This window comes from Polaromonas sp. SP1 (assembly GCF_003711205.1).
GTDB lineage: Bacteria > Pseudomonadota > Gammaproteobacteria > Burkholderiales > Burkholderiaceae_C > Polaromonas.
On record NZ_CP031013.1, the window covers coordinates 4,067,446 to 4,092,667 of the forward strand.

Annotated in this window: 24 protein-coding genes; 15 read left to right on the forward strand and 9 right to left on the reverse strand. The window is 64.8% G+C overall.

The features are described from left to right. Window positions 1–23: 23 nt before the first annotated feature. The gene (locus DT070_RS19135) at window positions 24–1,661 is read left to right on the forward strand and encodes an ABC transporter substrate-binding protein (protein ID WP_122956829.1); all 1,638 of its coding nucleotides are present in this window, start codon (window positions 24–26) and stop codon (window positions 1,659–1,661) included. Window positions 1,662–1,815: 154 nt separating this feature from the next. On the opposite strand, the gene DT070_RS19140 is transcribed toward DT070_RS19135, so the two are convergent. Together DT070_RS19140 and DT070_RS19145 are read right to left on the reverse strand one after the other, a co-directional pair. Further along, complete coding sequence (locus DT070_RS19140; protein WP_122956830.1) at window positions 1,816–3,522, reverse strand: thiamine pyrophosphate-binding protein; 1,707 nt, start codon at window positions 3,520–3,522, stop codon at window positions 1,816–1,818. Between the two features lie 241 nt (window positions 3,523–3,763). After that, window positions 3,764–4,072 (reverse strand): hypothetical protein, encoded by a 309-nt coding sequence (locus tag DT070_RS19145; RefSeq protein WP_122956831.1) that lies wholly within the window; start codon window positions 4,070–4,072, stop codon window positions 3,764–3,766. Window positions 4,073–4,243: 171 nt separating this feature from the next. Between DT070_RS19145 and DT070_RS19150 the strand changes: the two genes are divergently transcribed. The 8 genes from DT070_RS19150 (at window position 4,244) to DT070_RS19185 (ending at window position 12,484) form a co-directional block, all read left to right on the forward strand. Further along, window positions 4,244–4,891 carry a TetR family transcriptional regulator gene (locus tag DT070_RS19150; RefSeq protein ID WP_122956832.1) on the forward strand — a complete coding sequence of 216 codons (648 nt, stop codon included), beginning with the start codon at window positions 4,244–4,246 and terminating at the stop codon, window positions 4,889–4,891. 146 nt (window positions 4,892–5,037) lie between these two features. Further along, window positions 5,038–5,811 carry an ABC transporter permease gene (locus DT070_RS19155; RefSeq protein ID WP_122956833.1) on the forward strand — a complete coding sequence of 258 codons (774 nt, stop codon included), beginning with the start codon at window positions 5,038–5,040 and terminating at the stop codon, window positions 5,809–5,811. Window positions 5,812–5,927: 116 nt separating this feature from the next. After that, window positions 5,928–6,887, forward strand: a complete 960-nt coding sequence (locus DT070_RS19160; protein WP_369973958.1) for an ABC transporter substrate-binding protein — start codon at window positions 5,928–5,930, stop codon at window positions 6,885–6,887. 18 nt (window positions 6,888–6,905) lie between these two features. After that, a complete protein-coding gene (locus tag DT070_RS19165; protein ID WP_122956835.1) occupies window positions 6,906–7,685 on the forward strand; it encodes an ABC transporter ATP-binding protein in 780 nt (259 codons plus the stop codon). An 18-nt stretch (window positions 7,686–7,703) separates the two neighbouring features. Beyond that, window positions 7,704–9,134 carry an enolase C-terminal domain-like protein gene (locus DT070_RS19170; RefSeq protein WP_122956836.1) on the forward strand — a complete coding sequence of 477 codons (1,431 nt, stop codon included), beginning with the start codon at window positions 7,704–7,706 and terminating at the stop codon, window positions 9,132–9,134. 23 nt (window positions 9,135–9,157) lie between these two features. After that, complete coding sequence (locus DT070_RS19175) at window positions 9,158–10,321, forward strand: Gfo/Idh/MocA family protein (RefSeq protein WP_122956837.1); 1,164 nt, start codon at window positions 9,158–9,160, stop codon at window positions 10,319–10,321. An 86-nt stretch (window positions 10,322–10,407) separates the two neighbouring features. Further along, window positions 10,408–11,592 (forward strand): dihydrodipicolinate synthase family protein, encoded by a 1,185-nt coding sequence (locus DT070_RS19180; RefSeq protein WP_122956838.1) that lies wholly within the window; start codon window positions 10,408–10,410, stop codon window positions 11,590–11,592. Between the two features lie 13 nt (window positions 11,593–11,605). Then, window positions 11,606–12,484, forward strand: a complete 879-nt coding sequence (locus DT070_RS19185) for a sugar phosphate isomerase/epimerase (RefSeq protein WP_122956839.1) — start codon at window positions 11,606–11,608, stop codon at window positions 12,482–12,484. A 15-nt stretch (window positions 12,485–12,499) separates the two neighbouring features. Here the strand turns inward: DT070_RS19185 and DT070_RS19190 are convergent, their stop codons facing one another. The 3 genes from DT070_RS19190 to DT070_RS19200 form a co-directional block, all read right to left on the reverse strand. Next, window positions 12,500–13,078 carry a histidine phosphatase family protein gene (locus tag DT070_RS19190; RefSeq protein ID WP_122956840.1) on the reverse strand — a complete coding sequence of 193 codons (579 nt, stop codon included), beginning with the start codon at window positions 13,076–13,078 and terminating at the stop codon, window positions 12,500–12,502. A gap of 50 nt (window positions 13,079–13,128) precedes the next feature. Next, window positions 13,129–13,935, reverse strand: a complete 807-nt coding sequence (locus DT070_RS19195; RefSeq protein WP_228778446.1) for a MipA/OmpV family protein — start codon at window positions 13,933–13,935, stop codon at window positions 13,129–13,131. Window positions 13,936–14,068: 133 nt separating this feature from the next. Then, on the reverse strand, window positions 14,069–15,328 hold the full coding sequence (locus DT070_RS19200) for an MFS transporter (protein WP_122956841.1): 1,260 nt from the start codon (window positions 15,326–15,328) through the stop codon (window positions 14,069–14,071). Window positions 15,329–15,376: 48 nt separating this feature from the next. On the opposite strand from DT070_RS19200, the gene DT070_RS19205 reads away from it, so the two are divergent. Continuing rightward, a complete protein-coding gene (locus tag DT070_RS19205; RefSeq protein WP_122956842.1) occupies window positions 15,377–16,291 on the forward strand; it encodes a helix-turn-helix domain-containing protein in 915 nt (304 codons plus the stop codon). A 123-nt stretch (window positions 16,292–16,414) separates the two neighbouring features. Further along, a complete protein-coding gene (locus tag DT070_RS19210) occupies window positions 16,415–17,308 on the forward strand; it encodes a CAP domain-containing protein (RefSeq protein ID WP_122956843.1) in 894 nt (297 codons plus the stop codon). Window positions 17,309–17,329: 21 nt separating this feature from the next. Here the strand turns inward: DT070_RS19210 and DT070_RS19215 are convergent, their stop codons facing one another. Next, the gene (locus tag DT070_RS19215; RefSeq protein ID WP_122956844.1) at window positions 17,330–18,760 is read right to left on the reverse strand and encodes a coniferyl aldehyde dehydrogenase; all 1,431 of its coding nucleotides are present in this window, start codon (window positions 18,758–18,760) and stop codon (window positions 17,330–17,332) included. A 252-nt stretch (window positions 18,761–19,012) separates the two neighbouring features. Here DT070_RS19215 and DT070_RS19220 point away from each other — a divergent pair, with 252 nt between their 5' ends. The 4 genes from DT070_RS19220 to DT070_RS19235 all read left to right on the forward strand — a co-directional run bounded on the left by DT070_RS19220 (window position 19,013) and on the right by DT070_RS19235 (window position 22,678). Then, the gene (locus DT070_RS19220; protein ID WP_122956845.1) at window positions 19,013–20,074 is read left to right on the forward strand and encodes a porin; all 1,062 of its coding nucleotides are present in this window, start codon (window positions 19,013–19,015) and stop codon (window positions 20,072–20,074) included. Between the two features lie 28 nt (window positions 20,075–20,102). Continuing rightward, entirely contained in the window at window positions 20,103–20,789 is a 687-nt protein-coding gene (locus DT070_RS19225; protein WP_122956846.1) for a response regulator transcription factor, read from the forward strand. A gap of 156 nt (window positions 20,790–20,945) precedes the next feature. After that, window positions 20,946–22,046, forward strand: a complete 1,101-nt coding sequence (locus DT070_RS19230) for a DNA alkylation repair protein (RefSeq protein ID WP_122956847.1) — start codon at window positions 20,946–20,948, stop codon at window positions 22,044–22,046. A gap of 122 nt (window positions 22,047–22,168) precedes the next feature. After that, window positions 22,169–22,678: a CreA family protein gene (locus tag DT070_RS19235; protein ID WP_369973892.1), complete on the forward strand. Its 510-nt coding sequence runs from the start codon at window positions 22,169–22,171 to the stop codon at window positions 22,676–22,678. Window positions 22,679–22,696: 18 nt separating this feature from the next. Here DT070_RS19235 and DT070_RS19240 read toward each other — a convergent pair whose 3' ends face one another. Genes DT070_RS19240 through DT070_RS19250 form a run of 3 tightly spaced genes read right to left on the reverse strand, consistent with a single transcriptional unit; the run spans window position 22,697 to window position 25,195 of the window. Next, window positions 22,697–23,338: a LysE family translocator gene (locus DT070_RS19240; RefSeq protein WP_122956849.1), complete on the reverse strand. Its 642-nt coding sequence runs from the start codon at window positions 23,336–23,338 to the stop codon at window positions 22,697–22,699. Between the two features lie 46 nt (window positions 23,339–23,384). Then, entirely contained in the window at window positions 23,385–24,161 is a 777-nt protein-coding gene (locus tag DT070_RS19245; protein WP_122956850.1) for an NIPSNAP family protein, read from the reverse strand. Then, window positions 24,158–25,195, reverse strand: coding sequence for a trans-acting enoyl reductase family protein (locus tag DT070_RS19250; protein ID WP_122956851.1), 1,038 nt, complete (start codon window positions 25,193–25,195; stop codon window positions 24,158–24,160). Before DT070_RS19250 ends, DT070_RS19245 begins: the two co-directional genes overlap by 4 nt. Window positions 25,196–25,222 lie beyond the last annotated feature (27 nt).

Below are 25,222 nucleotides of genomic sequence, written 5' to 3' on the forward strand. Positions count from 1 at the left end.
TCAACCTCCAAAGGGATCGTCAAATGATTCAGACCAAACCAAGTGCGAGCCGGCTCCGTCCGGTCCAGCGCGCATTGCTGTGCGCCGTTGCCCTGCCAGCGCTGCTGGCACTTTCACCCGTCTCCGCCAAGACGCTGGTGTTCTGCTCTGAAGGCAGCCCCGAGAACTTCTACCCCGGTGTCAACACCACGGGTACGTCGTTTGATGCCAACGAACCCGTCTACAACCGCCTCGTCGAATTCGAATACGGCGGCACCAAGGTTGTCCCCGGCCTGGCCGAAAAATGGGACATCTCCGCCGACGGCCTGACCTACACCTTCACGCTTCGCAAGGGCGTGAAATGGCATGCCAGCAACAAGGCCTTCAAGCCAACGCGCGACTTCAACGCCGACGACGTGCTGTTCATGTTTGAACGCCAGTGGAAAGAAGACAACGCCTTCTTCAAGGTCACCAGCCCCAACCACTCCTACTTCAGCGACATGGGCATGCCCAAGCTGCTGAAATCGGTGGAAAAGGTCAACGACCTCACCGTCAAGATCACGCTGGACAAGCCTGAAGCGCCGTTCCTGGCCAACCTGGCCATGCCTTACGCGGCCGTCCAGTCCAAGGAATACGCCGACGCCATGCTCAAGGCCGGCACGCCCGAAAAAATCGACCAGGACCCGGTCGGCACGGGCCCCTTCTACCTGGTGCAGTACCAGAAAGACGCGGTCATCCGCTACAAGGCTTTCCCACAATACTGGGGCGGCAAGGCCAAGATCGACGACCTTGTGTACTCGATCACGCCTGACGCATCGGTGCGCTGGGCCAAGCTGCAAAAAGGCGAGTGCCATGTCATGCCTTACCCCAACCCCGCCGACCTGGACGCCATCCGCAAGGACGCCAACGTCACCATCGTCGAGCAGGCCGGCCTGAACGTGGGCTACCTGGCCTACAACACGACCAAGAAGCCGTTTGACGACGTGCGCGTGCGCAAGGCCATCAACATGGCCATCAACAAGAAAGCCATTGTTGACGGCGTGTACCTGAGCACCGGCGTGGCCGCCAAGAACCCGATCCCGCCGACCATGGCCGCGTACAACAACGCCATCAAGGACGACGAGTACAACCCCGAAGCCGCCAAGAAATTGCTGGCCCAGGCCGGTTTCCCCAACGGCTTCACCACCGACCTGTGGGCCATGCCCGTGCAGCGCCCGTACAACCCGAATGCCAAGCGCATTGCCGAGTTGATGCAGGCTGACCTGGTCAAGGTCGGCGTCACGGCTGAAATCAAGAGCTTCGAATGGGGCGAGTACCGCAAGCGCCTGCAGGCCGGCGAACACCAGATGGGCATGCTGGGCTGGACCGGCGACAACGGCGATCCTGACAACTTCATGTACACCCTGCTCGGCTGCGCTTCGGCCCAGTCCGCCAGCGGCTCCAACATCGCCAAGTTCTGCTACCAGCCGTATGAGGACCTGGTCCTGAAAGCCAAGACCGTGACCAACCCCGCAGAGCGCATCAAGCTCTACCAGCAGGCCCAGGTCATCTTCAAGGAACAGGCTCCCTGGTTCACCATCGCCCACGCGGTGCAGCTCAAGCCCATCCGCAAGAGCGTGATCGGCTACAAGAACAGCCCGTTCGGCCGCCACAACTTCTACGCTGTGGACATCAAGGAGTAATTCTTCAAGACCAGGCGGCTTCGTCACGAAGCTGCCGCCACAAAAAGGCCGGGATAACCCGGCCTTTTTTGTTTCCCTCAATCGCTTTTTTAAGAAAAATCAGCCTCCAGCCCAATCAGGGTATGGGCTAGCCGCTCTCTTTTTTATAGCACCACTAGGTCGGGCGTTTCAACGCGTTCTGCGTGATCGCCGACAGCGTGCCGCGCGTGGTGATGACTTCCGGGTCCAGCGTGACTTCGATCACCGTGCCCTCCTTGCGCGCCAGCGCCGCCAGCAGTTCCGCTTCAAACTCGGCCGTGCGCGTGATGCGCACGCCGGCATAGCCGTAGGCAAGAGCCAGCGCGGCGAAGTCCGGGTTGTTCAGGCGTGACCCACTTTCGTGCTTCGGGTACTCCCTTTCCTGGTGCATGCGGATGGTGCCGTACATGCCGTTGTTGAGCAGCACGATGATGCTCTTGGCGCCATGCTGCACGGCCGTGGCCAGCTCCTGCCCGTTCATCAAAAAGTCACCGTCACCCGCGATGGTGAAGGCCACCCGGCCGGTCGTGATGGCCGCCGCGATGCCGGCTGGCACGCCGTAGCCCATCGCGCCCACCGTCGGCGCCAGCTGCGTCTTGTGGCCCTTGACGAGGCCGTGGTGCTGGAAGAAGCGGTGCACCCAGCTGGCGAAGTTGCCTGCGCCGTTGGTCAGCACCGCGTCGTCCGGCAAATGCTTTTGCAGCAGGCTGACGATGGCCGGCATGTCGATATCGCCCGGCAGGTTGGCCGTTGCCGTGGGTTTGAGGTTTTCCAGGTAGTCCTCATTCGCCGACGCCGTCCAGGCCTCCCAGGCTACGGTGACCGGTGCCGTCAGCACCTCGAGCGAACGCGCCGCCGCATTCATGGTCGCGTTGATGGCCAGGTCGGCGTGGTAGACGCGGTTGAGTTCCTCGGCGCTGGCATGGATGTGCACCAGCTTCTGCTTCGGCCGGGGCGCTTCGAGCAGCGTGTAGTTACCGGTTGTCATTTCGCCCAGGCGCGGGCCGATGGCGATGATCAGGTCGCTGGCCTTCACGCGTGCGGCCAGCTTGGGATTGAGGCCTATGCCCACATCACCGGCATACAGAGGATGGTGGTTGTCAAAGGTGTCCTGGAAACGGAAGGCATTGCCTACCGGCAACTTCCAGTTCTCGGCAAAGCGCTGCAGCGCCTGCGCCGACTGCGGCGTCCAGCCGCCGCCGCCCGCAATCACCAGCGGGCGCTCGGACTTGAGCAGCATCTCGCGCAGCGTGCGCAGCGAGCCCGGGTCGCTCCAGGCCTGTACCGCTTCCACACGCGGCAGCGGCTGTGCGGCGGTCATGCGCGTCAGCATGTCTTCGGGCAAAACCAGCACCACCGGGCCGGGCCGCCCGTTCAGGGCGGTGGCAAAGGCGCGCGCGACGTATTCGGGAATGCGGTCGGCGTCGTCAATGCGCTCCACACGCTTGGCAAAACCTTTGGTGCTCGGCCCGAAGAAGTTGAAGTAGTCCACTTCCTGGAAAGCTTCGCGGTCGCGGCAGTCGCTGGCCACGTCACCCACCAGCAGCACCATGGGGGTGGAATCCTGGAAAGCTGTGTGCACACCGATGGACGCGTTGGTGGCGCCCGGCCCGCGCGTGACCATGCACACGCCCGGGCGGCCCGTCAGCTTGCCATGCGCCTCGGCCATAAAGGCGGCGCCGCCCTCCTGGCGGCAAGTGACGAACTGGATCCTGTCCTGGCGCGCATGCAGGCCGTCGAGCACGGCCAGATAGCTTTCACCGGGCACACCAAACGCATGGGTAACGCCCTGGGCCAGAAGGCAATCGACTAGGAGGTGGCCAGCAAGTTGAGGGGTAGTCATGAGCCTATTGTGCCGCTGGATGTGCACAGCCGCAGCGCCAGAACGGGCCTCTATCAACCAAGCGGGTGCCGCGGAACCGGCTATGCCGGGCCGCAGGCGCCGTCCCCTGCAAGGGGAAAAGGGCTACACGGAGTGAGCCCGATAGGGGTGTGTCAATTTTTCGGCTTTGCCGGGCCGCAGGCGCCGCCCCCTTGAGGGGGGAACAGGCTACACGCAGTGAGCCTGGACGGGGGCGGGCTCTTTATTCAGGCGTCGCTGCGTCGCCGTCACCGCCGCCTGCTTCCAGGGCCTGACGGGCGAGCTCTTCGTCGCTCAGTGGGGGCGCTGCTTCCAGCGCGGCAAGTTCATCAAGGAACTCCTGCGTCGGCTCCTCATGCTCCAGCAGCACTTCCTCCAGCTTTTGCCGACCGGTCTCTGCATGTACCGACGGTGAAACCAGCACGGTGGGCGGCACCGGGAATTTCTCGCCGAGTTCAAACTTCAGCGCTTCAGATTTCTCTTCAACCCAGTGCGCGAAATCACCGTCTTTGGGTGTGTTCGAATTGCTCATGGCGGCCTCCTTGGCTTGCGTTGCGGACCGGGCGCGAGTGGCCAAGACCTGAATCATTATGAAACGGTGCTGCGTATAACGATAGTGCCGGCCGCGCTCATTCGCGTAGGCCGCAGCCCCCTGCTGCGACTGGGGACTTGATTTAATTCACCAAACAGTTAAATTTGCAACATGCCAGCCGCCACCGCCTCCACACCCGAACCGCGCTCACGCGACGCCGACCGCTCGCAACAAACCATCCTGCTGGCCGCACGCGACGAGTTTGCGCTCTATGGCCTCGCAGGCGCGCGGGTGGACCGCATCGCCGAGCGCGCCGACATCAACAAGCGCCTGATCTACTACTACTTCAAGAGCAAGGACGACCTCTTCCTGGCGGTTCTGGAGAACACCTACGCCGACATCCGCGCGGCCGAGCAGAAGCTGCACCTGGACGAGATGGACCCGGTCGAAGCCATCCGCGAGCTGGTGTCCTTCACCTGGCATTACTACCTTGAGCACCCCGAGTTCATCTCGCTGCTCAACAGTGAAAACCAGCACAATGCGGCGCACCTGAAAAAGTCCGCGCGCATCCAGGAAATGAACTCCCCGCTGGTGCAGATGCTCGATACGGTGCTGGAGCACGGGCGCCGCAAGGAGCTGTTTCGCGCGGGCATAGACCCGATCCAGCTCTACATCTCGATTGCGTCGATCTGCTACTTTTACCTCTCCAACAACCAGACGCTTTCCACCATCTTCGGGCGCGACCTGCGCGCGCCCAAGGCCATGGCGCAACGCCTGTCGCACATGACGGACATGGTGCTCGGCTATGTGATGCGCTGAGCGCAGCGCCCTCGCAGGCACACCTCCGGGATTTCCCTAGGGGCCGTTGACAGCCCTCGCCACAGCCCCAACAATTCACCATATAGTTACATACGGACGTGCCAAACCCCGGCACAGCGCCGCATGGGCGACAAGGAGACTTCCCGATGCTGCGCAAGTTGCTGCTGTTACCGGCGCTCAGGCCCTTCCTGCTGATCATCCTGCTGCTGGTGCTGTGGGACCTCGCCATCCGCGTCTTCAAGATCCCCGCTTACCTGATCCCGCGCCCCGAGGAAGTCGTGCGGCAGTTGATTGGCGAATGGAACAACCTGCTCAAGCAAAGCTGGAAGACCACCCAGGCCACGCTGGGGGGCTTTGCGCTGACCATCGTCATCGGCATTCCACTGGCCATGGTGATTGCCTACTCCCGCCTGGTCGAGTCTTACGTCTACCCGCTGCTGGTGTTTTCACAAAGCATTCCCAAGGTCGCGATTGCGCCGCTCTTTGTCGTGTGGTTCGGCTTCGGCATCTTTCCCAAGATCATCTCGGCCTTCCTGCTGGGCTTTTTCCCCGTCGTGGTGTCTACCGTCATGGGCTTCAAGTCGGTCGAGCCCGACATGCTGGACCTGGCGCGCTCCATGGGCGCCAGCCGCCTGCAAACCTTCTTCAAGATCAGCCTGCCGCAGGCCCTGCCCGCCATCTTCAGCGGCCTGAAGGTGTCGATCACGCTGGCGGTGGTCGGCGCAGTCGTCGGTGAATTCGTCGGCTCCAACTCCGGCATCGGCTATGTGCTGCAGGTGGCCAATGGCAATTTTGATTTGCCGCTGATGTTCGCCGCGCTGGTCGTGCTGTCGTCCATCGGCGTGCTGCTGTTTGCGGCCATCGACCTGGCCGAGCGCCTGACGATTCCATGGCATGCCTCGCAGCGCCAGGTGTTCTGAGTTCCCGTCCTTCCTTCGTCGTTTCACGTTCCATCACCGGCAACCCCAGGAGACACATCATGAAGAACCGCATTTCCCCTCTACTCACCGCCATCACCGCCCTCGCCGGCGCATTGATGCTGGCCATGGCGCCCGCCCAGGCCCAGACCAAGGCGCCCGAAAAAGTCACGCTGATGCTCAACTGGTACCTCTACAGCGAGCACGCGCCCTTCTTCCTCGGCAAGGAGCGCGGCTTCTATGCCGAAGAAGGCATAGACCTGGACATCCAGGAAGGCCGCGGCTCGGCGGTGACGGCGCAGGCGGTGGTGGCCAAGTCGGCCACCTTCGGCTATATCGACGTCACCACCATGATCAAGGCCGCCGCCAAGGGCGCGCCACTCAAATCGACCGGCGTGCTCTTCCAGCTGAGCCCGATGTCGGTCATGGGTTTTGCCGACAAAAACATCAAGACGCCCAAAGACATCATCGGCAAGACGGTCGCCACCACGCCCGGCGATTCGATGTCACAGATGTGGCCGCTGTTCCTGAAGGTCAACAACATCCAGGCCGACCAGGTCAAGATCGTCTCGGGCGACGGCCAGACCAAACTCAACGCCGTGATGAACGGCCAGGCCGATTTGCTGCTCGGCTACGTGATGGACCAGGCCATCAAGCTGCAGGACGCCACCGGCAAGCAGGTCTACCCGATCCGGTTTGCCGACTCGGGCATCAACCAGATCAGCTCCGGCATCATCGCCAACAAAAACCTGCTGACCGAGAACCCCGACCTGGTCAAACGCTTTATGCGCGCCTCCACCCGTGCTGCTGAAGCCGCTGAGAAAAGCCCTGAAGCGGCCGTGGACGCCATGCTGAAAGCCAACCCCAAGGCCGGTGTGCGCGACACGCTGATCGTCGGCATGAAACAAAGCGTGGCGCTGTACCACACCAGGGAAACCGCCAACCAGCGGCCCTTCCGCGTCACGATGAAAAACGTCAGCGACTCGCTGGACCTGCTGGTGCAATACGGCGGCATGGACGCCTCGACACGCGGAAAACCAGAGGACTACGTGAGCCTCGACTTCCTTCCTGCAAACTGAAGAAGGCATACCGCATCCATGCCCAACGACCACCTGATTGAAGCCCGCGGCGTCTCCAAGACCTACCAGACCAAGGACGGCCCTGTCGAGTCACTCAAGCCGCTGGATTTCTCCATCCGCGAGGGTGAATTCATCTCGGTGGTCGGCCCTTCGGGCTGCGGCAAAAGCACGCTGCTGAAAATGGTGGCCGGGCTGCTGCCCATCTCCGGCGGCACGCTCACGCTGGCGGGCAAGCCCATCAACGGGCCGCAGAAGGACGTCGGCATCGTGTTCCAGAGCGCGGTGCTGCTGGCCTGGCGCACGGTGCTGAAAAACATCCTGCTGCAGGCCGAGATGCGCCACATGCCCAAAGAGCAGGCGCTGACCAAGGCGATGCAGCTGATCGAGATGGCCGGCCTCAAGGGTTTTGAGAACAAGTACCCGTGGCAACTGTCGGGCGGCATGCAGCAGCGCGCATCGATCTGCCGTGCCCTGCTGCACGACCCCTCGGTGCTGCTGATGGACGAGCCCTTCGGCGCGCTGGACGCGATGACGCGCGAGAAGATGAACCTGGAGCTGCAGCGGATCTGGTCGGCCTCACAAAAAACCGTGCTGCTGATCACCCACAGCATTCCCGAGGCCGTGTTCCTGTCGGACCGCGTGATCGTGATGAGCGAGCGGCCCGGCTCGATTGCGGCCATCTATGACATCGACCTGCCGCGCCCACGCACGCTGGACATGATGGGCTCGCCCGAATTTGCGGTGTACGCCAGGCAGATACGCGCGCATTTTTACTCGCAGGGCACGCTGGACCACTGAGCGTATCAAACGGACACCATGGACGAACCCCTCCGCTTCCGGATTGACGAGATCCGCTTTTCCGAGCGCGATGTGGTGCTGCGCCTGCCCTTCCGCTTCGGCGCGGCCACCGTCACCTCCTGCCCGCAGGTGTATGTGCAGGCGCGTATCCGCTTTGCCGACGGCGCGACCTCACTCGGCGTCGCGGCCGAGATGATGATTCCCAAGTGGTTTGACAAAAACCCGGCGCTCACGAATGAAGACAACTTCAGGCAACTGCGCGACGCGCTGACGGCCGCCCGCGCCGCCTACTGCGCCGACGCCGGCCACAAAACTGCCTGGCAGCATTTTGCGCAGCACTACAAGCCGCTGCTCCAAAGCGGCGCAGCCGCGGGCCTCAACCCGCTGGCGGCCAGCTACGGCCCCGCCCTGCTGGACCGCGCCATCCTCGACGCCCTGCTGCTCAAACTCAACTGCAGTTTCGCCACCGGGATGAGCGCCAACGTGGCGGGCATTGCTTTGCGCGGCAGCGGCCTGGCAGACGACCTCAAGGGTTTCGACATCGCGCGCTTCATGTCGCTGCAAATGCCGCGCAAGCAGATTTCGGCGCGGCATACGGTCGGCCTGGCCGATGCGATCCACCCGGCAGACCGGCCGGCCGGCGAGCCCAACGACGGCCTGCCGGCCTCGCTGGTGGCGGTCATTGCCCGCTACGGCCACCGCGACTTCAAGATCAAGCTGAGCGGCGACACCAACGCCGACATGACGCGCCTCATGGCCATCAGCCAGGTCATTGAAGACGTGGCGCGCGTCATCACGCTGGACGGCAACGAGCAGTACGCCAGCGCCGGCGCTTTTGCCGACTTCTTCGCGCAACTGACGTCCGACCCGCAACTGGTGCCGCTGGTTGAAAAAATTGCTTTTGTCGAGCAACCCCTGCACCGCGACCAGGCGCTGGCGCAAGACGTGTCCAAGCTTGCCAGGCAGATTCCGCTGCTGGTCGATGAGTCGGACGCCACGCTGGACGCCTTCATCAAGGCCAGGCCGCTGGGCTACACCGGCGTCTCCAGCAAAAGCTGCAAGGGTTTTTACAAGTCCGTCATCAACGCCGCACGCTGCGCCGAATGGAACACCAAAGCGCCGGGCGCGCCCTACTTCCTCTCGGGTGAAGACCTCACCATGCAGGCCGGCCTGGGCGTGCAGCAAGACCTGGCGCTGGTGAGCTGGCTGGGCCTGGCGCATGTGGAGCGCAACGGCCACCACTATGTCAACGGCTTGATGGCCGCGCCTGAAACCGAGCAGCAAAACCTGCTGCTGGCGCACGACACCCTGTATGAATACAGCGCCGACGCGGTGCGCCTGCGCATCAAGGGCGGGCAGATCGCGTTGGGCTCGCTCGACTGCCCGGGCTTTGCCACCGGCCAGGCCGGCGGCAACATTTCGTGGGACGCGATGCGTTCCGTTTACTGAACCGACCTACCAAGGACCCCACCATGAGCACACAAACCCTGGGCATCATCATGCACGGCGTCACCGGCCGCATGGGCATGAACCAGCACCTGATCCGCTCCATCCTCGCGATACGCGCGCAGGGCGGCGTGCTGCTGTCCAACGGCAACCGCGTCATGCCCGACCCCATCCTCATCGGCCGCAACGCCGAGAAGATGGAGGCGCTCGCCAAGGCCCACGGCGTCGCGCGATGGGGCACCGACCTGGACAAAGCGCTGGCCAACAAAAGCGACACCGTCTTCTTCGACGCCGGCACCACGCAGATGCGCCCCACCCTGCTGGCCAAGGCGATACGCGCCGGCAAACATGTCTACTGCGAAAAGCCGATTGCCACCAACCTCAACGAGGCGGTTGAAATTGCCCGGCTGGCTGAAAGATCCGGCCTGAAACACGGCGCGGTGCAAGACAAGCTCTTCCTGCCCGGCTTGCGCAAGCTCGACATGCTGCGCCGCGCCGGCTTCTTCGGCCGCATGCTGTCGGTGCGGCTGGAGTTCGGTTACTGGGTGTTCGAAGGCGACCTGCAGCCCATCCAGCGCCCGAGCTGGAACTACCGCAGCGAAGACGGCGGCGGGATGATCCTGGACATGATGTGCCACTGGCGCTACGTGCTGGACAACCTGTTCGGCGAAGTGAAATCTGTCTCCTGCCTGGGCGCCACCCACATCCCCGAACGCTGGGATGAAGCCGGCAAACCCTACAAGGCCACCGCCGACGATGCAGCCTATGCGACGGCCCAACTCATCGGCCACAACGGCGAGCCGGTCATCGCCCAGATGAACATGTCCTGGGCCACGCGCGTGCGCCGCGACGACCTGGTCACCTTTCATGTCGACGGCACCCACGGCTCGGCCGTGGCGGGCCTTTCCAGCTGCCGCGCGCAGTCGCGCGTGACCACACCGCGCCCGGTGTGGAACCCCGACGAGAAGCAGATGATGAATTTCTTCGAGCAGTGGCAAGAGGTGCCGGACTCGCAGGTCTATGACAACGGCTTCAAGATCCAGTGGGAGCACTTCATCCGCCACGTGGTCGAGAACGAACCCTACCGCTGGACCCTGCCCGAAGGCGCCAAGGGCGTGCAGCTGGTCGAGGCGGCCCTGCAAAGCTGGAAAGAGCGGCGCTGGGTTGACGTTCCTCCGCTACAGGTTTGATAGCAACAACCCAAAACAGGGTATGGGCTAGAGGCCTTTTTTACTTATAAACCGACAAACCAATAAAGCGATAAAGCGGATTTACCATGACGCTGACACTCACCTTGCCCCAGGCCGGCGGCGGTTTGCAGCCCTATGCCTTGCGCGGCAGCGCGCCGGCCAAAGCCGCTGCACGCCGGCCGTTCAACCGCATCGCCTATTCCGCCGCGCATGTGGTCGCTGACCCGCTGGCGGCCGTGGACCCATGGCTTCACTGCGCGGTCGACTGGGACGCCACCATCAACTACCGGCGCCACCTGTGGTCGCTGGGCCTGGGCGTGGCCGAAGCCATGGACACCGCCCAGCGCGGCATGGGCCTGGACTGGCCGACCTCGCTGGAGCTGATCCGCCGCTCGCTCGATGCCGCCAAAGAGATGCCGGGCGCGCTCGTCGCCTCCGGCTGCGGCACCGACCACCTGGTGCTCGAGGAGGTCAAGACCGTCGACGACGTCATACGCGGCTACGAAGAACAAATGGCCGCCATCGAAAAACTGGGCGGCAAGCTCATCGTCATGGCCTCACGCGCGCTGGCCCGCGTGGCCACAAGCCCGGCCGACTACGAACGTGTGTACGACCGCATCCTGCGCCAGGCCCGCCAGCCCGTGGTGCTGCACTGGCTGGGCGACATGTTTGACCCGGCGCTGGCCGGCTACTGGGGCAGCCCCAATAGCGACCGCGCCATGGACACGGCGCTGGGCATCATCCACGCGCATGCAGCCAAGGTCGACGGCATCAAGATTTCGCTGCTCGACAAGGACAAGGAAATCGCGATGCGCCGCCGCTTGCCGCCGGGTGTGCGCATGTACACCGGCGACGACTTCAACTACGCCGAGCTGATTGCCGGCGACGGCGTGGGCAACGCGGCCAACCGGCAGCAAAGCGATGCGCTGCTGGGCATCTTCGACGCCATCGCACCGGCGGCCAGCGCCGCGCTGGGCGAGCTGGCTGCCGGCAACATCGACAAATTCCACGCCATCCTCGGCCCCACGGTGCCGCTGTCGCGCCACATTTTTGCCGCGCCCACACGCTTTTACAAAACCGGCGTGGTCTTCATGGCCTGGCTCAATGGCCACCAAAGCCACTTCACCATGGTGGGCGGGCAGCAAAGCACGCGCTCGCTGCAGCACCTGGCCGAGCTGTTTCGCCTGGCTGATGCAGCCAACCTGCTGGAGCAACCCGAGCTGGCGGTGCGCCGCATGAAGACCCTGCTCGCAATGCACGGCGTTGAATGACGGCGCTCATCCGATGAGAGACTTTTCCCAAGACCACCGCTGGCTCTCCATCAACACGGCCACCGTGCGCAAGCAACGCGGCACCGAGCAATCGCTGACCGCCATCATCGAAGCCTGCGCAGCCCGCGGCATACGCGCCATCTCGCCCTGGCGCGACCAGGTGGCTGCCGCCGGCCTGCCGGTGATTTCCAAGCTCGTCAAAACCCACGGGCTTGAGCTCTCCGGCTACTGCCGCGGCGGCATGTTTCCCGCAGCGGATGCGGCCGGCCTGAAAGCCGCCCATGACGACAACCGCCGCGCCGTCGATGAAGCCCGCGAACTGAACGCCGCCTGCCTGGTGCTGGTGGTGGGCGGCCTGCCCGGTGCGCTGGCTGGCAAGGCGGTGCACAAAGACATTGCACTCTCACGCAGCCAGGTGCATGACGGCATCGCCGCCTTGCTCGAACATGCGCGAACCGCCGGCATGCCGCTGGCGATCGAGCCCCTGCATCCCATGTACGCAGCAGACCGCGCCTGCATCAACACCCTGGAGCATGCGCTCGACGTATGCGATGAACTCGACCCCGGCAAAAGCGGCGCGCTCGGCGTGGCGGTAGACGTGTACCACGTCTGGTGGGACCCGAAGCTTGAGGCGCAAATTGCACGCGCCGGTAAAAACCGGCTGCTGGCCTTTCACGTGTGCGACTGGCTCACGCCGACGGCCGACCTCTTGAACGACCGCGGCATGATGGGCGACGGCGTCATCGACATCCCGAAGATCCGCAGGTGGATGGAGGCCCAGGGCTTTGCGGGCTACAGCGAGGTGGAGATTTTTTCGTCCGCCAACTGGTGGCAGCGCGATGGCGGCGAGGTGCTGGACACCTGCATGGCACGGCATCGCACGGCGGTGTAAGCCAACACGGCGCGCTCAGGGTTTATGGGCGGTCATCCGCCCCGCCACCTTGAAGCGGCCATCGCCCTGCGGCGTGAGCACCACCATCTCGGCGGTGTCCGGTGAAATGCCGGTCAAGGCCAAAATGGTCGAGCCGTGCGAGACCATCACCGTATTCCCGTTCGCAGGGATCTGGCCCGCCAGGGGTCTAAGGTCGGCCAGCTGCCGGGCCGACTCCTCGCTGCGGCCGAAGAGATTGCCCAGCGCCGGCGTCAGATCCGGCGTCTTTCCAAAAGCCAGCTTCGCAGTCTCAATCGACCGGCACCACGGGCTGGACAGCAGGCGGCCGACAGCAACGCCGCGTTGGCGGAAGGCCTCACCCAGTTGCCGCGCGTGCGTGCGGCCTTCATCACTCAGGTTGCGCTGCGTGCCGCAGTCGGCCAGCTTCATGCCGGGCGGGTCACCCACACCGGGCGTGGTCAGCGCATGGCGCACCATCACCACCTGGCCGCCGCCCTTGAGCAGCGCCCACAAAGCCTCGTCCGCCCAGGCAGAAGGTGCCGACACCAGCGCCGCCACCAGGGCCAGCAGCTGTCCGATCCGGTTCAGGGTCATTGCAATCTCCAGGATTTTTATGAGGGCCCCAACTGGCAAGGCCGGCAGCGCTACCTGAAGCGGTACGACACCGCGATAAAGCCGAAGTCCTGCGTTCTGCGGCCGACCAGCGGGCTGTTGCGCACCGAGGAGTCCAGCCACTTGCGGCGCACCTGCATGGTCAGCACCCAGGGCTCGCCCAGCGGTACGTCCACACCCAGGCCCAGCATCGGCGCGGTGGAGCCGCCGGCGTTGTACGCGGCAAAGCCGCTGGCGGCCGACTCTGCGGCAGTGACGCCGTACAGGTAGTTGTTGTATTTGCCGCTGGTGTATTCAAGCCCCACCTGCGGAAAGAAGGACCAGCTGCCGACCTTGAACTCGGCGGCGTAAGTCGCCTCCAGCAAGGTGCCGTGCGACTTGTTGGCGTCGACAAAGGCGTTCAGGAAGAGGCCGCCGTAAGGCGTTTCCTGGAAGGTGCCAATGCCCAGCGGGATCGGTGTCTTGCGGTCTTTCAGGCCCGACAGCGCCGCCGTGTCGGCGCGCCAGCCGTCCTGGCTGATGCGGCCCGCAAATTCGAGGTAGCCGTAACCAAACTTGACGGTTTTCAGGCTCAGGGTGTCGACCCGCGCGGCAAAGCGGCCGTAGTCGAAAAAGCCGTAAGGCAACAGCCGTGTTTCGCTGCCCTTGCTGCGGATCACGCTTTGCGTGCCGTAAAACGCGCCGCCGACGTCGCCCGTCACCTGGTAATTAATCGGGGCGACCTGCGCCTGCGCGGAGCCCAGCAGCAGCGCCGCGCCCAGCAAGCCGGCAGCGCGCAGGGCTGCGACCGCACGCGCGGCGTGGCTGTAAGAGTTCATCACATACGAGGTGGAGGCCATGCGAATCAGTATAGGACTGCGCCCCTAAAAATGCACCTTTGCAAGCCCCCGGCGGGGCGGTCTCACGCAGGCTTGCCCCAAAACCGTTGCTGCGGCGCACAACCGTTGCTGTTTCGCCGCAACCCGTCCCGTCCTAGACGGCTGTAGGCAGCTGGCCGGCGGCCGGCAGCACCGTGCGGCGCACCTTGCGCACGTTAAAGGCGCTGGCGATCAGCACACATTGCATGAAGGCCAGCCCCAGCAGCACGCCGCGGTACTGGCCGTGGTCCATCATCGCGCCGAAAACCAGCGGCGACACCGCCTGGCCGATGTCCAGGCCCGCATACACCACGCCGTAGACGCGGCCTGATGCGTTTTCAGGCGTCGAGCGCTTGACCAGCAGGTCGCGCGACGGCCCGGCGATGCCCGAGGCGAATCCCATGATGCCGAACAGCACCGGCACCATCCAGGCGGCAAAGCTGCCCACCGCCAGCAGCACGGCCGCAACGGCAGCCACGCCAAACCCGATGCCCACAATGCGTTCGCAGCGCGTGGGGTCTGCGGCCAGGAAGCCGCCCATCACCATGCCGCCGGCGGCGCACACCATATAGATCGTCAGGCACATGGCCACCAGTGCCAGCGGCACCTCATGCAGGTGGCGCGCGGCCTCAGGCGCAAAGGCCTGCACCACGCTGAGCACGATGGCGTAGAGGAAGAAGAAGGTAAAACACATCCAGACGGCCGGAATCCGGAGGAAACCCAAGGAGCTGTCGGCGGCCGGCGCACCCTTCAGCGGGGGCGTGATGGTCAGCGTCAGCTTGTCGCGGTTGAACACCAGCACCGCCAGCACAGCAAACGCCAGCACGCCCGCAGAGGCCAGCGCCACGCGCCATGAGAACGCAAACGTCAGCGGCACCAGCATGGCCGGCGCCAGCGCCCAGCCCAGGCTGCCGGTGATGCCGTGCACGCTGTAGGCATGGCCCAGGCGCGGCGCGCTTACCTTGCGGTTGATCAGCGTGTAGTCGACCGGGTGGAAAACGCCGTTGCCGATGCCGGCGACCACCGCAAAGGCTGCAAGCATCCAATAGCTGGTGCTGATGGAATAGCCGAAAGCGGCGATGCCCAGCAAACTCAGGCCGCCAAACAGGATGGGGCGCGGACCGAACCGGTCGACCACAAAGCCCGACAGCGCCTGCACCGCGCACGAGACGACAAAGAAGATCGTCATGAGGAAACCCAGCTCGGCGTAGCTCACGTTGAACGCTTCCTTGAGCCAGGGAAAGAGCGGCGCCAGCAGCAGCTGGCTGAAGTGGCTGATCATGTGAGCCGTGCCGACCAGGCCGATCACGCTGGCGTCCTGCTTGAGCGAAATGGCGTTCGCCGCAGGCGAATTCAGGGTGCTTGAAGTATTCATGCCGCTATCGTAGTATTGGCCTTGCCTGCTGAAATGCGACAAAAAGCCATGATTCATCGAATTTCGGACAAACCGCAAAAACCCCTCAAACCATCGCCCCGCGCCGTGCGCTCCAAGGTGCGCAGCCTCAACGCCGGCCTTCAGCTGATACCGGTCGGCGACACCGGCAACTTCACGCCCAGCCCCAAGCGGCCGGTGTGCGTGCGCTCCCGCTCCCTGCTGGCCGATACGCACTTCGAGCCGCACGCCCACGCCTGGGCGCAACTGGCCTATTGCGCCACCGGCGTGCTGCAAGTCACGGCTGAAGGCGCCATGGACAGCAATGAGGCCGGCGGCGAAGTCAGCTACATCGTGCCGCCCTCGCGCGCCGTCTGGATCGCCCCCGGCGCGCGCCACCATGTCACCGTGCTGGAGGCCGCCGAGTTCCGCACGCTGTACATCGACGCCAGCGCCACGCCGCCGGGCTGGAGCGGCTGCCGCGTGCTGGTGGTCTCCCCGCTGCTGCGCGAATCGATCCATGCACTGGACACTTCAGCACTTGACCGCCCGCTCACCGCCGCACGCGAACAGTTGCTCAGCGGCCTCATCCTGGACGAACTCGCGCATGCCGACACCCAGGCGCTGGGCGTGCCCATGCCGCATCCGCAAACCGGCGACAAGCGGTTGCGCGCGCTGTGCGAGGCGGTGCTGCGCTCACCCGCCGAGCGCGCCACGCTGGCCGAATGGGCCGCCGGCACAGGCGCCAGCGAGCGCACGGTGGCCCGGCTTTTTCGCGACGAGCTGGGCCTGAGCTACCAGCAGTGGCGCCAGCAAGCCATCCTGGCGCACGCCCTGCCCCTGCTCACGCGCGGCCAGCCGGTCAGCGCCGTCGCTGCGGCCAGCGGTTACGCCAGCGACAGCGCGTTCTCCGCCATGTTCAAAACCGCCATGGGCCAGTCGCCCAGTCATTTTCAAGGCAAATAGGCCTACCCCCGTCCTGGCTCACTTCGTGTAGCCCGTTCCCCCCAAGGGGGCGGCGCCTGGGGCCGGCAAAGCCGGACCCTCGGCCCCCACTGGCTAAATACTCCGGCTGGCTATCATGGGCTGATGCATACCCCAGCAACACCCACGACACGGCCAGGCCTGTGCTGGCATACCGTCGGCTGCTCGGTGCTTGCCGCTGGCTTGATCACGGCCGGCCCGGCACACGCACAACCCGCCGAAGACCACCCGGCACTGCTGCGCGCGCTGAATACCCTGCGCCAGCAAGGCTGCAGCAAAGGCGCACGCCCGGCCACCCCGCTGCGTGAAAACGCCGCCCTCTCGCGCGCTGCCGCGCGCATGGCGGCCGGCAGCAAGCTGGACGACGCACTCAAGTCGGCAGGCTACCGTGCAGTGCGCGTTACGCAGATCACGGTGAAGGGTGCCAGCGGGGCCGCAGCATTGACGCGCAGCACGCTGGGCAGCTCATGCAGCCCGGCCATGCACGGCGAGCTGCAGGACGCCGGCTTTCACCAGCGCGGCACCCAAACCTGGGTGCTGCTGGCCGCGCGCTTCTCGCCACCCGACGCAGCCGATACCAACAAGGTGGAGGCACGTGTGCTGGCGCTGGTCAATGAAGCACGCGCAAGGCCGCAGCGCTGCGGCAACCAGGCTTTTGCCCCCGCGCCGCCATTAAGGCTTAACGACACCCTGCAAAGCGTGGCCAGCGGGCATGCCGCCGAGATGGCGCGCTACAGCTACTTCAGCCACACCGGCCGCGACGGCAGCAACGTCGACGGCCGCGCCACCGAAGCCGGCTACCCCTGGCGCAACATCGGCGAAAACATCGCCGCCGGCCAAACGACCGCCGACGCCGCCGTGCAAGGCTGGATCAAAAGCCCCGGCCACTGCGCCAACATCATGTCGCCCGCCTACAGCGAAATGGGCGTCGCGTTTGTCGTGAGCCAGCAAAGCAGCGCCGGGATTTATTGGGCGCAGGTGTTTGGGGCGAGGCGGTAGCGTGCCTTGCAGCAGCGCGGGCTAGACCAGCCGCTTGAGCAAACCCATCACCTGCGCAAACCGCTTGCCATACGGCGGGTAAAACAGATCACCGCGCGCCCACTTCGACTGCACCATCACTGGCTTTTGCTGTGACAGGCGCAGGAAGCCGGCTTCACCGTGGTACGAACCCCAGCCGCTTTCACCGACGCCGCCGAAAGGCAGGTTCTCGTGGGCGATGTGCATCAGCGTGTCGTTGACGGTGACACCGCCGCTCACCGTGTTGGCGAGCACGTGATCGCGTGAGCCGGTGTCGGTGCCGAACCAGTAGAGGGCCAGCGGGCGTGGCCGGGCGTTGATGTAGCTGATGGCGTCTTCGAGCGAGTCATAGGGCATCACCGGCAGGATGGGGCCGAAGATTTCTTCGCTGAGCAGCTTCGAGTGGGCGGGAGTGTCGAACACCAGCACCGGCGCCATCTGGCGCGATGCCGGGCTTGTACCCGCAGCGCCGGGGTTGATCGTCTGCAAGCGTGCGCCCTCGCCTTCGGCCTGCGCCAGCAGCGCCTGCAGGCGCTCCAGGTGGCGCGGGCTGATGATGGCGGCGTAGTCGGGGTTGCCGGCGATGCTGGGGAAGAGTGTGGCCACGGCGCGGGCAAAGGCTTCGCCGAACGCCGTCTCGCGGCCTTTGGGCAGCAGCACGTAGTCGGGCGCGATGCAGGTCTGGCCGGCGTTGAGCAGCTTGCCGTGCGCGATCTTGATGGCGGCTTGGTCGATGTCGCACGAGACATCGATGATGCAGGGCGACTTGCCGCCCAGCTCCAGCGTGGTCGGCGTCAGGTTGGCGGCGGCGGCCTCGGCGACCTTGCGGCCCACGGCGGTGGAGCCGGTGAAAAACAGGTGGTCAAACGGCAGGCCGGCAAATTCAGCGGCGAGCTGGCCGTCGCCCTGCACCACGCACAACTCTTCGGGCGCGAAGGATTGTGCGATCAGGCTGGCGAGCAGCGCCGAGGTCTGCGGCGTGAGCTCGCTGGGCTTGAGCATGACGCGGTTGCCTGCGGCCAGGGCGGTGATGACGGGGCCGAGCGAGAGTTGCACCGGGTAGTTCCACGGCGAGACAACACCGACCACGCCCAGCGGCTGGCGCTGCAGCCAGGCGCGTGACGGTTGCAGGTAGAGCGGCGTGCTGACCTTCTGCGGCTTCATCCACTTGGGCAGATGCTTCAGCGTGTTCGACAGCAGCGAGCGCAGCACAAAGATGTCGGCGATCTCGGTGAGCTGGGCGGAGCGCACGCCGAAGTCGGCGTTGACCGCTTCGGCCAGCGCGCTGCCGTGCGCGTCCAGCAAGGCGCGAATGCGCAGCAGGCGGTCGCGGCGCAGCGCCAAGGGCACATCGATCTGCGCGCGGCTGGCGCGGTGCTGGGTGTCAAAGAGTGTGCGAAGCGTTGCTGCGGATGGGGTGGTGCTGGAAGTCATCCGGCCATGATAGAGACGGCCGCTCACGTTCAGTAGGGGCGCAACTCCACTTCCGCCCCTGGAAAACCCCTCTACAACCCCCTCTGACGGTCCCTCTGGCAGGCCTTCTCAACGGCACGCACCCGCGCCGCATCCGCGGCTTTCCTGACGCAAGACTGAAAGCGGATTGACAGTCTCGGTTCCTAGCATTCATCACGCAGAACCGCTGCATTGACGTAGATACACGTAGATAAAAACCCAGGAGACATTTTCATGAAAGCATTGCCACTCGCGGCCGCCCTCGTTTCACTGTGCGCCGCAAACGCCCAGGCTCAATCGTCTGTCACCGTGTTCGGCATCGTCGATGCCAACTACGCCCACATGAGCGGCGCCGGCAACGCCTCGCAAACCATGATCGGCACCGACGGTTATTCGTCCAGCCGCATCGGCTTCAGGGGCATGGAAGACCTGGGCGGCGACCTGAAGGTCGGCTTCTGGCTGGAGGGCGCCTTCAGCCCCCACACAGGCCAGGGCGGCTCGACCAACTCCAACAACCAGCTTGCCGGCAACGTTGCCGCCAGCGGCCTGACGTTTGGCCGCCGCTCCACCATCAGCCTGATCGGCTCGTGGGGCGAAGTGCGCGTGGGCCGTGACTTTGTGCCGGGCTTCCAGAATCTTTCGGCCTTCAGCCCCTTCGGCACCAACGGCGTGGGCACATCGGCCTTCCTGTTCTACCCAGTGCAGGCGGCCGCCCGCGTGACGCACATCCGCGCCTCCAACTCCATCGGCTTCTTCCTGCCGAAGATGGGCGACGTGTACGGCCAGGCCATGTATGCCTTCGGTGAAAACCCGTCCAACTCAGGCGCCACCAGCGACGACGGCAAGGTTGCCGGCCTGCGACTGGGTTATTCGCCCGGCCCGTTCGACATCGCTTTCGGCATCACCAAAACCAAAATCAGCGCGCTGGGCGATTTGACGCAAACCAACCTGGGCGCCAGCTACGACTTCGGCGTGGTCAAGGCCATGGCGCTGTGGAACGAAAACAAGGTGGGTGCCACCAAGACGCGCACCTACCTGATCGGCGGCCACATCCCCGCGGGCCCGGGCGTGGTGCGCGCGGCTTACAGCCGGGTCAACACCACCGGCGTGGCCAACGACGCCAACCACCTGGCGCTAGGTTATGTCTACAACCTGTCCAAGCGCAGCGCGCTGTACGCCAACTACGCGCATATTTCCAACAAGAACAACGGCACCAACTACAACGTCGGCGTCGCGGTGCTGACGCCGGGCGGCTCGTCCAGCGGCTACGAACTCGGCATCCGCCATTCGTTCTGAGCTGCGGCGGCTCCGGCCGCCACACGCCATGAAAGCACTGCTGGTTGAAGACGACGGGCCCATGCGAAGCCTGCTGTGCGGCGCGCTTGCCGCATGGGGCTTTACCACGACCAGCGCGGTGGACGGCGCGCAGGCGCTGGCCAGCTGGCAATTGCTGCAGCCCGACGCACTGATCCTGGACCTGGGCCTGCCCGACATGGATGGGCTGGATGTGCTGCAGCGCGGCCGCGCGCTGGGGCTGCAGACGCCCGTCATGCTGCTGTCGGCGCGTGCCACGCTGAGCGACCGCATCCTGGGCCTGAACTTCGGCGCCGACGACTACCTCACCAAGCCGTTTGACCTGGGCGAACTCGAAGCCCGCCTGCGCGCGCTGTGCCGGCGCAAGGGCGCATCGCCGCCACTTCCGCCGCAAGACCCTGACCTGGCGCAAAGCCTGGGGACGCTGAACTGGCGGCCCTCCAGCGGTGCGTTTTTTTGCGGCGACAAGCGGCTGTCGCTCTCCCCGCGCGAGCTGGCGCTGCTGCGCGCGCTGGTGGAGCGCCCCAACCGCGCCCAGCCCAAGGAATATTTGGTCAACGCGGTGTTCCCTGAGCGCGACGTGCTGGAAGACGCGGTGGAGGTGGTGGCCCATCGACTGCGCAAGAAGCTGCTGCCCTGCGGCGTGGCTGTGGTCACGCTGCGCGGGCTGGGCTACCTGATCAAGTCGGCCGGCTGAAAATATTCAGCCAAATCGGCCTCCAGCCCAGGTACCACCTTGGCTATTAGCTATCAAAACAATAGCGTCCCAATAACGTCAATCACTTGTTAATCAGGGCAGTTATCGGCACGATGGCGGGCCGCACCCGATGGCAGGCTGGCAGAATCAGTCGCCATGTCCGACACCGCAGCACCCGCCCTCAAACACATCTTTGACCCTGCCCGCCTGCGCCACATCGCAGCCGAAACCGCGGCGGTCTACCCGCGCTTTGACAGCAAGGAATTCCTCAAGCTCGCGCTGAAAGACCTGGACGATTTATCGCTGATGCAGCGACTGCGCCGCACCACCGAATGCCTGCACGCCACGCTGCCGGCCGACTACCCCAAAGCCATCGCCATCCTGCGCAAGCTGGCGCCGCGCATCAACAGCGGCTTTGTCACGCTGGTGCTGCCCGACTACGTGGGTTTGTATGGGCGCGACGACTTTGACACGTCGATGGAAGCGCTGAAGTTTTTCACCGCCTTCGGCAGCTCGGAGTTCGCGATCCGCGAGTTCATCCGCCAGGACCCGGCGCGCACGCTGGCCGTGATGAAAACCTGGGCCAAAGACGAGAGCGAACACGTACGCCGCCTGGCCAGCGAAGGCAGCCGCCCCCGCCTGCCCTGGTCCTTCAGGCTCGATACGCTGATGGCCGACCCCGAGCTGGCCGCGCCGATTTTGGAAGCCCTCAAGGCCGACAGCGCGCTCTACGTGCGCAAGTCGGTTGCCAACCACCTCAACGACATCACCAAGCTGCACCCTGAATGGGTGCTCAAACGCCTGAAAAGCTGGCCGCTGGACAACCCCCACACCGCGTGGATCGCCCGGCACGCGCTGCGCACGCTGATCAAGCAGGGCGACAAGCAAGCGCTGGGCGTGATCGGTGCCGGAAAAAAAGCCGCCGTCAGCATCAGCGATTTCTCCGTGGCTCCGAAAAAACTCAAGCTGGGCGAGCGGCTGGCGTTGTCGTTCACGCTGCAATCCACCTCACGCCAAAGCCAGCGCCTGGTGGTGGACTACGCCATCCACTACGTCAAAAAAGCCGGCAGCAGCTCAGCCAAAGTCTTCAAGCTCAAGGAGCTGACCCTGGCCGCCGGCGACAGCGTGGCACTTTCACGCAGCCAGGTGGTACGCGACTTCACCACCCGCGTGCACCACGCCGGCCGGCATGAGGTGGACATCATGGTCAATGGTGAGCGGCTGGCGAGCGGGTTCTTTGAGCTTTTGAAGCCGTAAGCGCCCTCACTCCTGTACAGATGCACACAAACGGGCGGCACGCCCGGCGCGCAGCTTTTGTACATTAGAAGCTCGGGCCGCACGAAGCCCACGCCACTCATACACACCAGGAGGGATACACCATGACCACTCAACCCCAACTCATGCGCCGCCTGCGCCCTGCGTTCAGCGCGCTTTTCCTGACCGGGCTGTTGTCGGCCTGCGGCCAGGCCGGCGGTGAAGAAGTCGGCGCAGTCGACACAGTCTTCAAGTTCATAGGACCCGACCACAAGATCGTGGTGGAGGCGTACGACGACCCCAAGGTCAGCGGCATCACCTGCTATGTCTCACGCGCCAAAACCGGCGGCCTCAAGGGCGCTTTCGGTGTGGCGGAAGACAAGGCCGAGGCGTCGATCGCCTGCCGGCAGACCGGCCTCATCATCTTCAACGGCAAACCGCTGGAAAAGCAGGAAGAGATGTTCAGCGAGCGCATCTCGCTGGTGTTCAAGAAGCTGCGTGTGGTGCGCATGGTGGACACCAAACGCAACACCCTGGTCTACCTGACGTACTCCGACCGCGTGATCGAAGGCTCGCCGCAAAACAGCGTGACGGCGGTGCCGGTGCCAGCGGGTACGGTGATCCCGGTCAAGTAAAACGGTGGGAAAAACGGCTTATTGGCCGAAAGAATGCCAGCCCTGCCAGGCGGTAAAGATGGCGCTGGCAATCAGCACCGCACCCACGCTGCGCGCCATCATCACATTGGCGGTGGGCCGGCCGGCCATCCACTGGCGCACACCGCCTGCCGCAAACGCAAAGACACCGTAGACCACCGCCTGCGTCACGCTGATGATGAGGCCGAGCGCCACCGCCTGCACCCACAGCGTGCCGTAGGCTGGCTTGAGGAACTGCGGGAATATCGCCAGCATGAAGAGGTAAGCCTTGGGGTTGAGCAGGCAGGTGAGCGCCGCCTGCCGGAAGGTGCGCCACGGCGCGGCCTCTGACAGCACGGGCAGCGCCACCATGACCGACGAGCTGCGAAGCAGCGACCAGCCTATCCAAGCGATGTAGGCGCTGCCCGCCAGCAGCATCAGGTTGATCAGCCCCGGCACCAGCTTGAGCAGCAGACCCAGCCCCAACGCACCGGCAATTACGTGGCACACCCCGCCAAAGACGATGCCGGCCACGGCAAAAAAACCGGCCTTGCGCCCGCCGGTGAGCGAGCTGGCCATGACAAAGGCCATGTCCATGCCGGGCAACACGATGATGCCGAAGACCATCAGGAAAAAAAGCCAGAGGTGCGAGAAGTGGTCCATGAAACGTGTTGCCTCTTTCGTTGTTTCTTTCGTTGTCTTTTTTTGCTTACCGCAGCAATGAGCGGCGGGTTGGCGCCAGCCTCACCACCTCGTTCTCCCGCCAGGTGCGCCTGCAGATCTCCGGCTGCACCTGCTCACGCCACACCGCTGAAGCCGCCAGCTTGCGGTGAAACGCCTGCTGCTGTTCATCCCCGTCAAAGCGCAGCAGCCAGATAAAAAGCGTTTCGCCTTCCCGTACCGGCAGGCGCTGGAAGTTGTTCTCACGGTGGTCCACCATCCAGCGGCCTTCGATTCTGGCGCCTGCCGCCTGCAATACAGGGCAGATCGTGTCCTCAAACCAGGCGGCAAATGCCATGTCGGTGCGCGGGGCCAGGTAGCAGGTCGTCATCTCAAAGACGCCGGCGTCGCCAAGGTCTGCCGCAGGCGATGGGCGGTGCGCGCCAAAACGGCGGGGCAAAGGGCCGGGGCCGAGCAATGAGGGCGCGGCGGCATCGCCCAAGGGCGTGAGCATCAGCACGTTGTCGGAGTTGACCATGGTGCCGTTGGCTGCGCCTGCGTGCTGCGCCCACACCGGGCCGGTGTAGAAGCTGCGCAGCGCCTCGGCCCGTTGCGGCAGGTCTTCAAAACGCCGCAGCCAGACGAAGGCATCCGGGTCGTCCAGGTCGCGGAACTGGGCCAGCACGGACATGCCGGCGGCCTCCTGCGTTTCGAGGAACTCGCGGTCGAACAGGTCGATCAGCATCTCGCGGGCATCACGTTGCAGGCGGTAGCGGCGCAGTTCGACCACGGGGCGGGCCGGGGCTTGAGATGGGGTGCTGGTCATAGTGCGTGCAGCGCCAGTGCCAGATGCTGCGGCGCCAGCGACTGGAGGAAATCGCGCGAATCAAAAGTCTCACCGGCTGCGCGCACGCCTGTGGCCCGCGCGCGGCCGTCGACGGCACGCACGGCCGCCTCCACCACCAGCGGCGCGGTGATGGCGTAGATGTCCCGCCCGCTGGCGACGGCGCGGCGCTCCCGGCCCGCAGAACGCACCACCACCTCGACCAGGAAGGTCTGCGATGAACGCCCGCTCTCGTCGATGGCCGGCGGCGGCGCCAGGTCGGGGTTGACGAGGTCCTTGACGGCTGCGGCGGCCATGTAGGTGCGTATCTCCGGCACCTTCACATGGCGCGGGATCGTCACGCTGTCGGCCATGGTGAACTCGGTCACGACGGGCTGCGTGCCGACTGGCGCGGGGAAAGCCCACTCACCCGGCGGCGCTGCCTCGGTGCGGTACGCCAGTTGCCCTTCTGTGAAAACAAGCCTGCGCCCGCCCCTGCGCTGCCTTGAAACCTGGCCCGCAGCCCGCGTGCCGGCCGTCGGCGCCCAGCTGCTCAGTGCATACGCCACGCTGATCTCGTCGGCCGCCGTCCAGTCCCCCATCGCCACCGTCGCCAGCAAATCACTCAGGCCGCCATAAAACGCCATGGCGGGCACGACCAGGATGCCGGCGTCGCGTGCGCGATCGGCGTAGTGCGCGAAGGTGTCCACGTTGGCTTCTATTTCCGCCGCGACATCCAGGTAGGGAATTCGCGCGCGCAGCGCGGCGTCGATCACGGGGGCGGCCGTGCTGGCAAACGGCCCGGCGCAGTTGATGACGGCTGCCGCGCCCTGCAGCGCGTGGTCCAGCGCAGCCGGGTCGTCGATGGCCGCGGCGCGAATCGCCAGGCCGGGATGCGCCATCCCGAAGGCGGCCAGCTTGCCGGCATCGCGGCCCGACAGCACGGGCGTCAGGCCGCGCCTGAGCAGCTCGGCCACCACAAAGCGCCCGGTATGGCCGTAGGCGCCGTAGACGGCGATGGTTGGGTTGGAATGCATGAAAAAGTCCTTTGTCCAGGGGGTGAT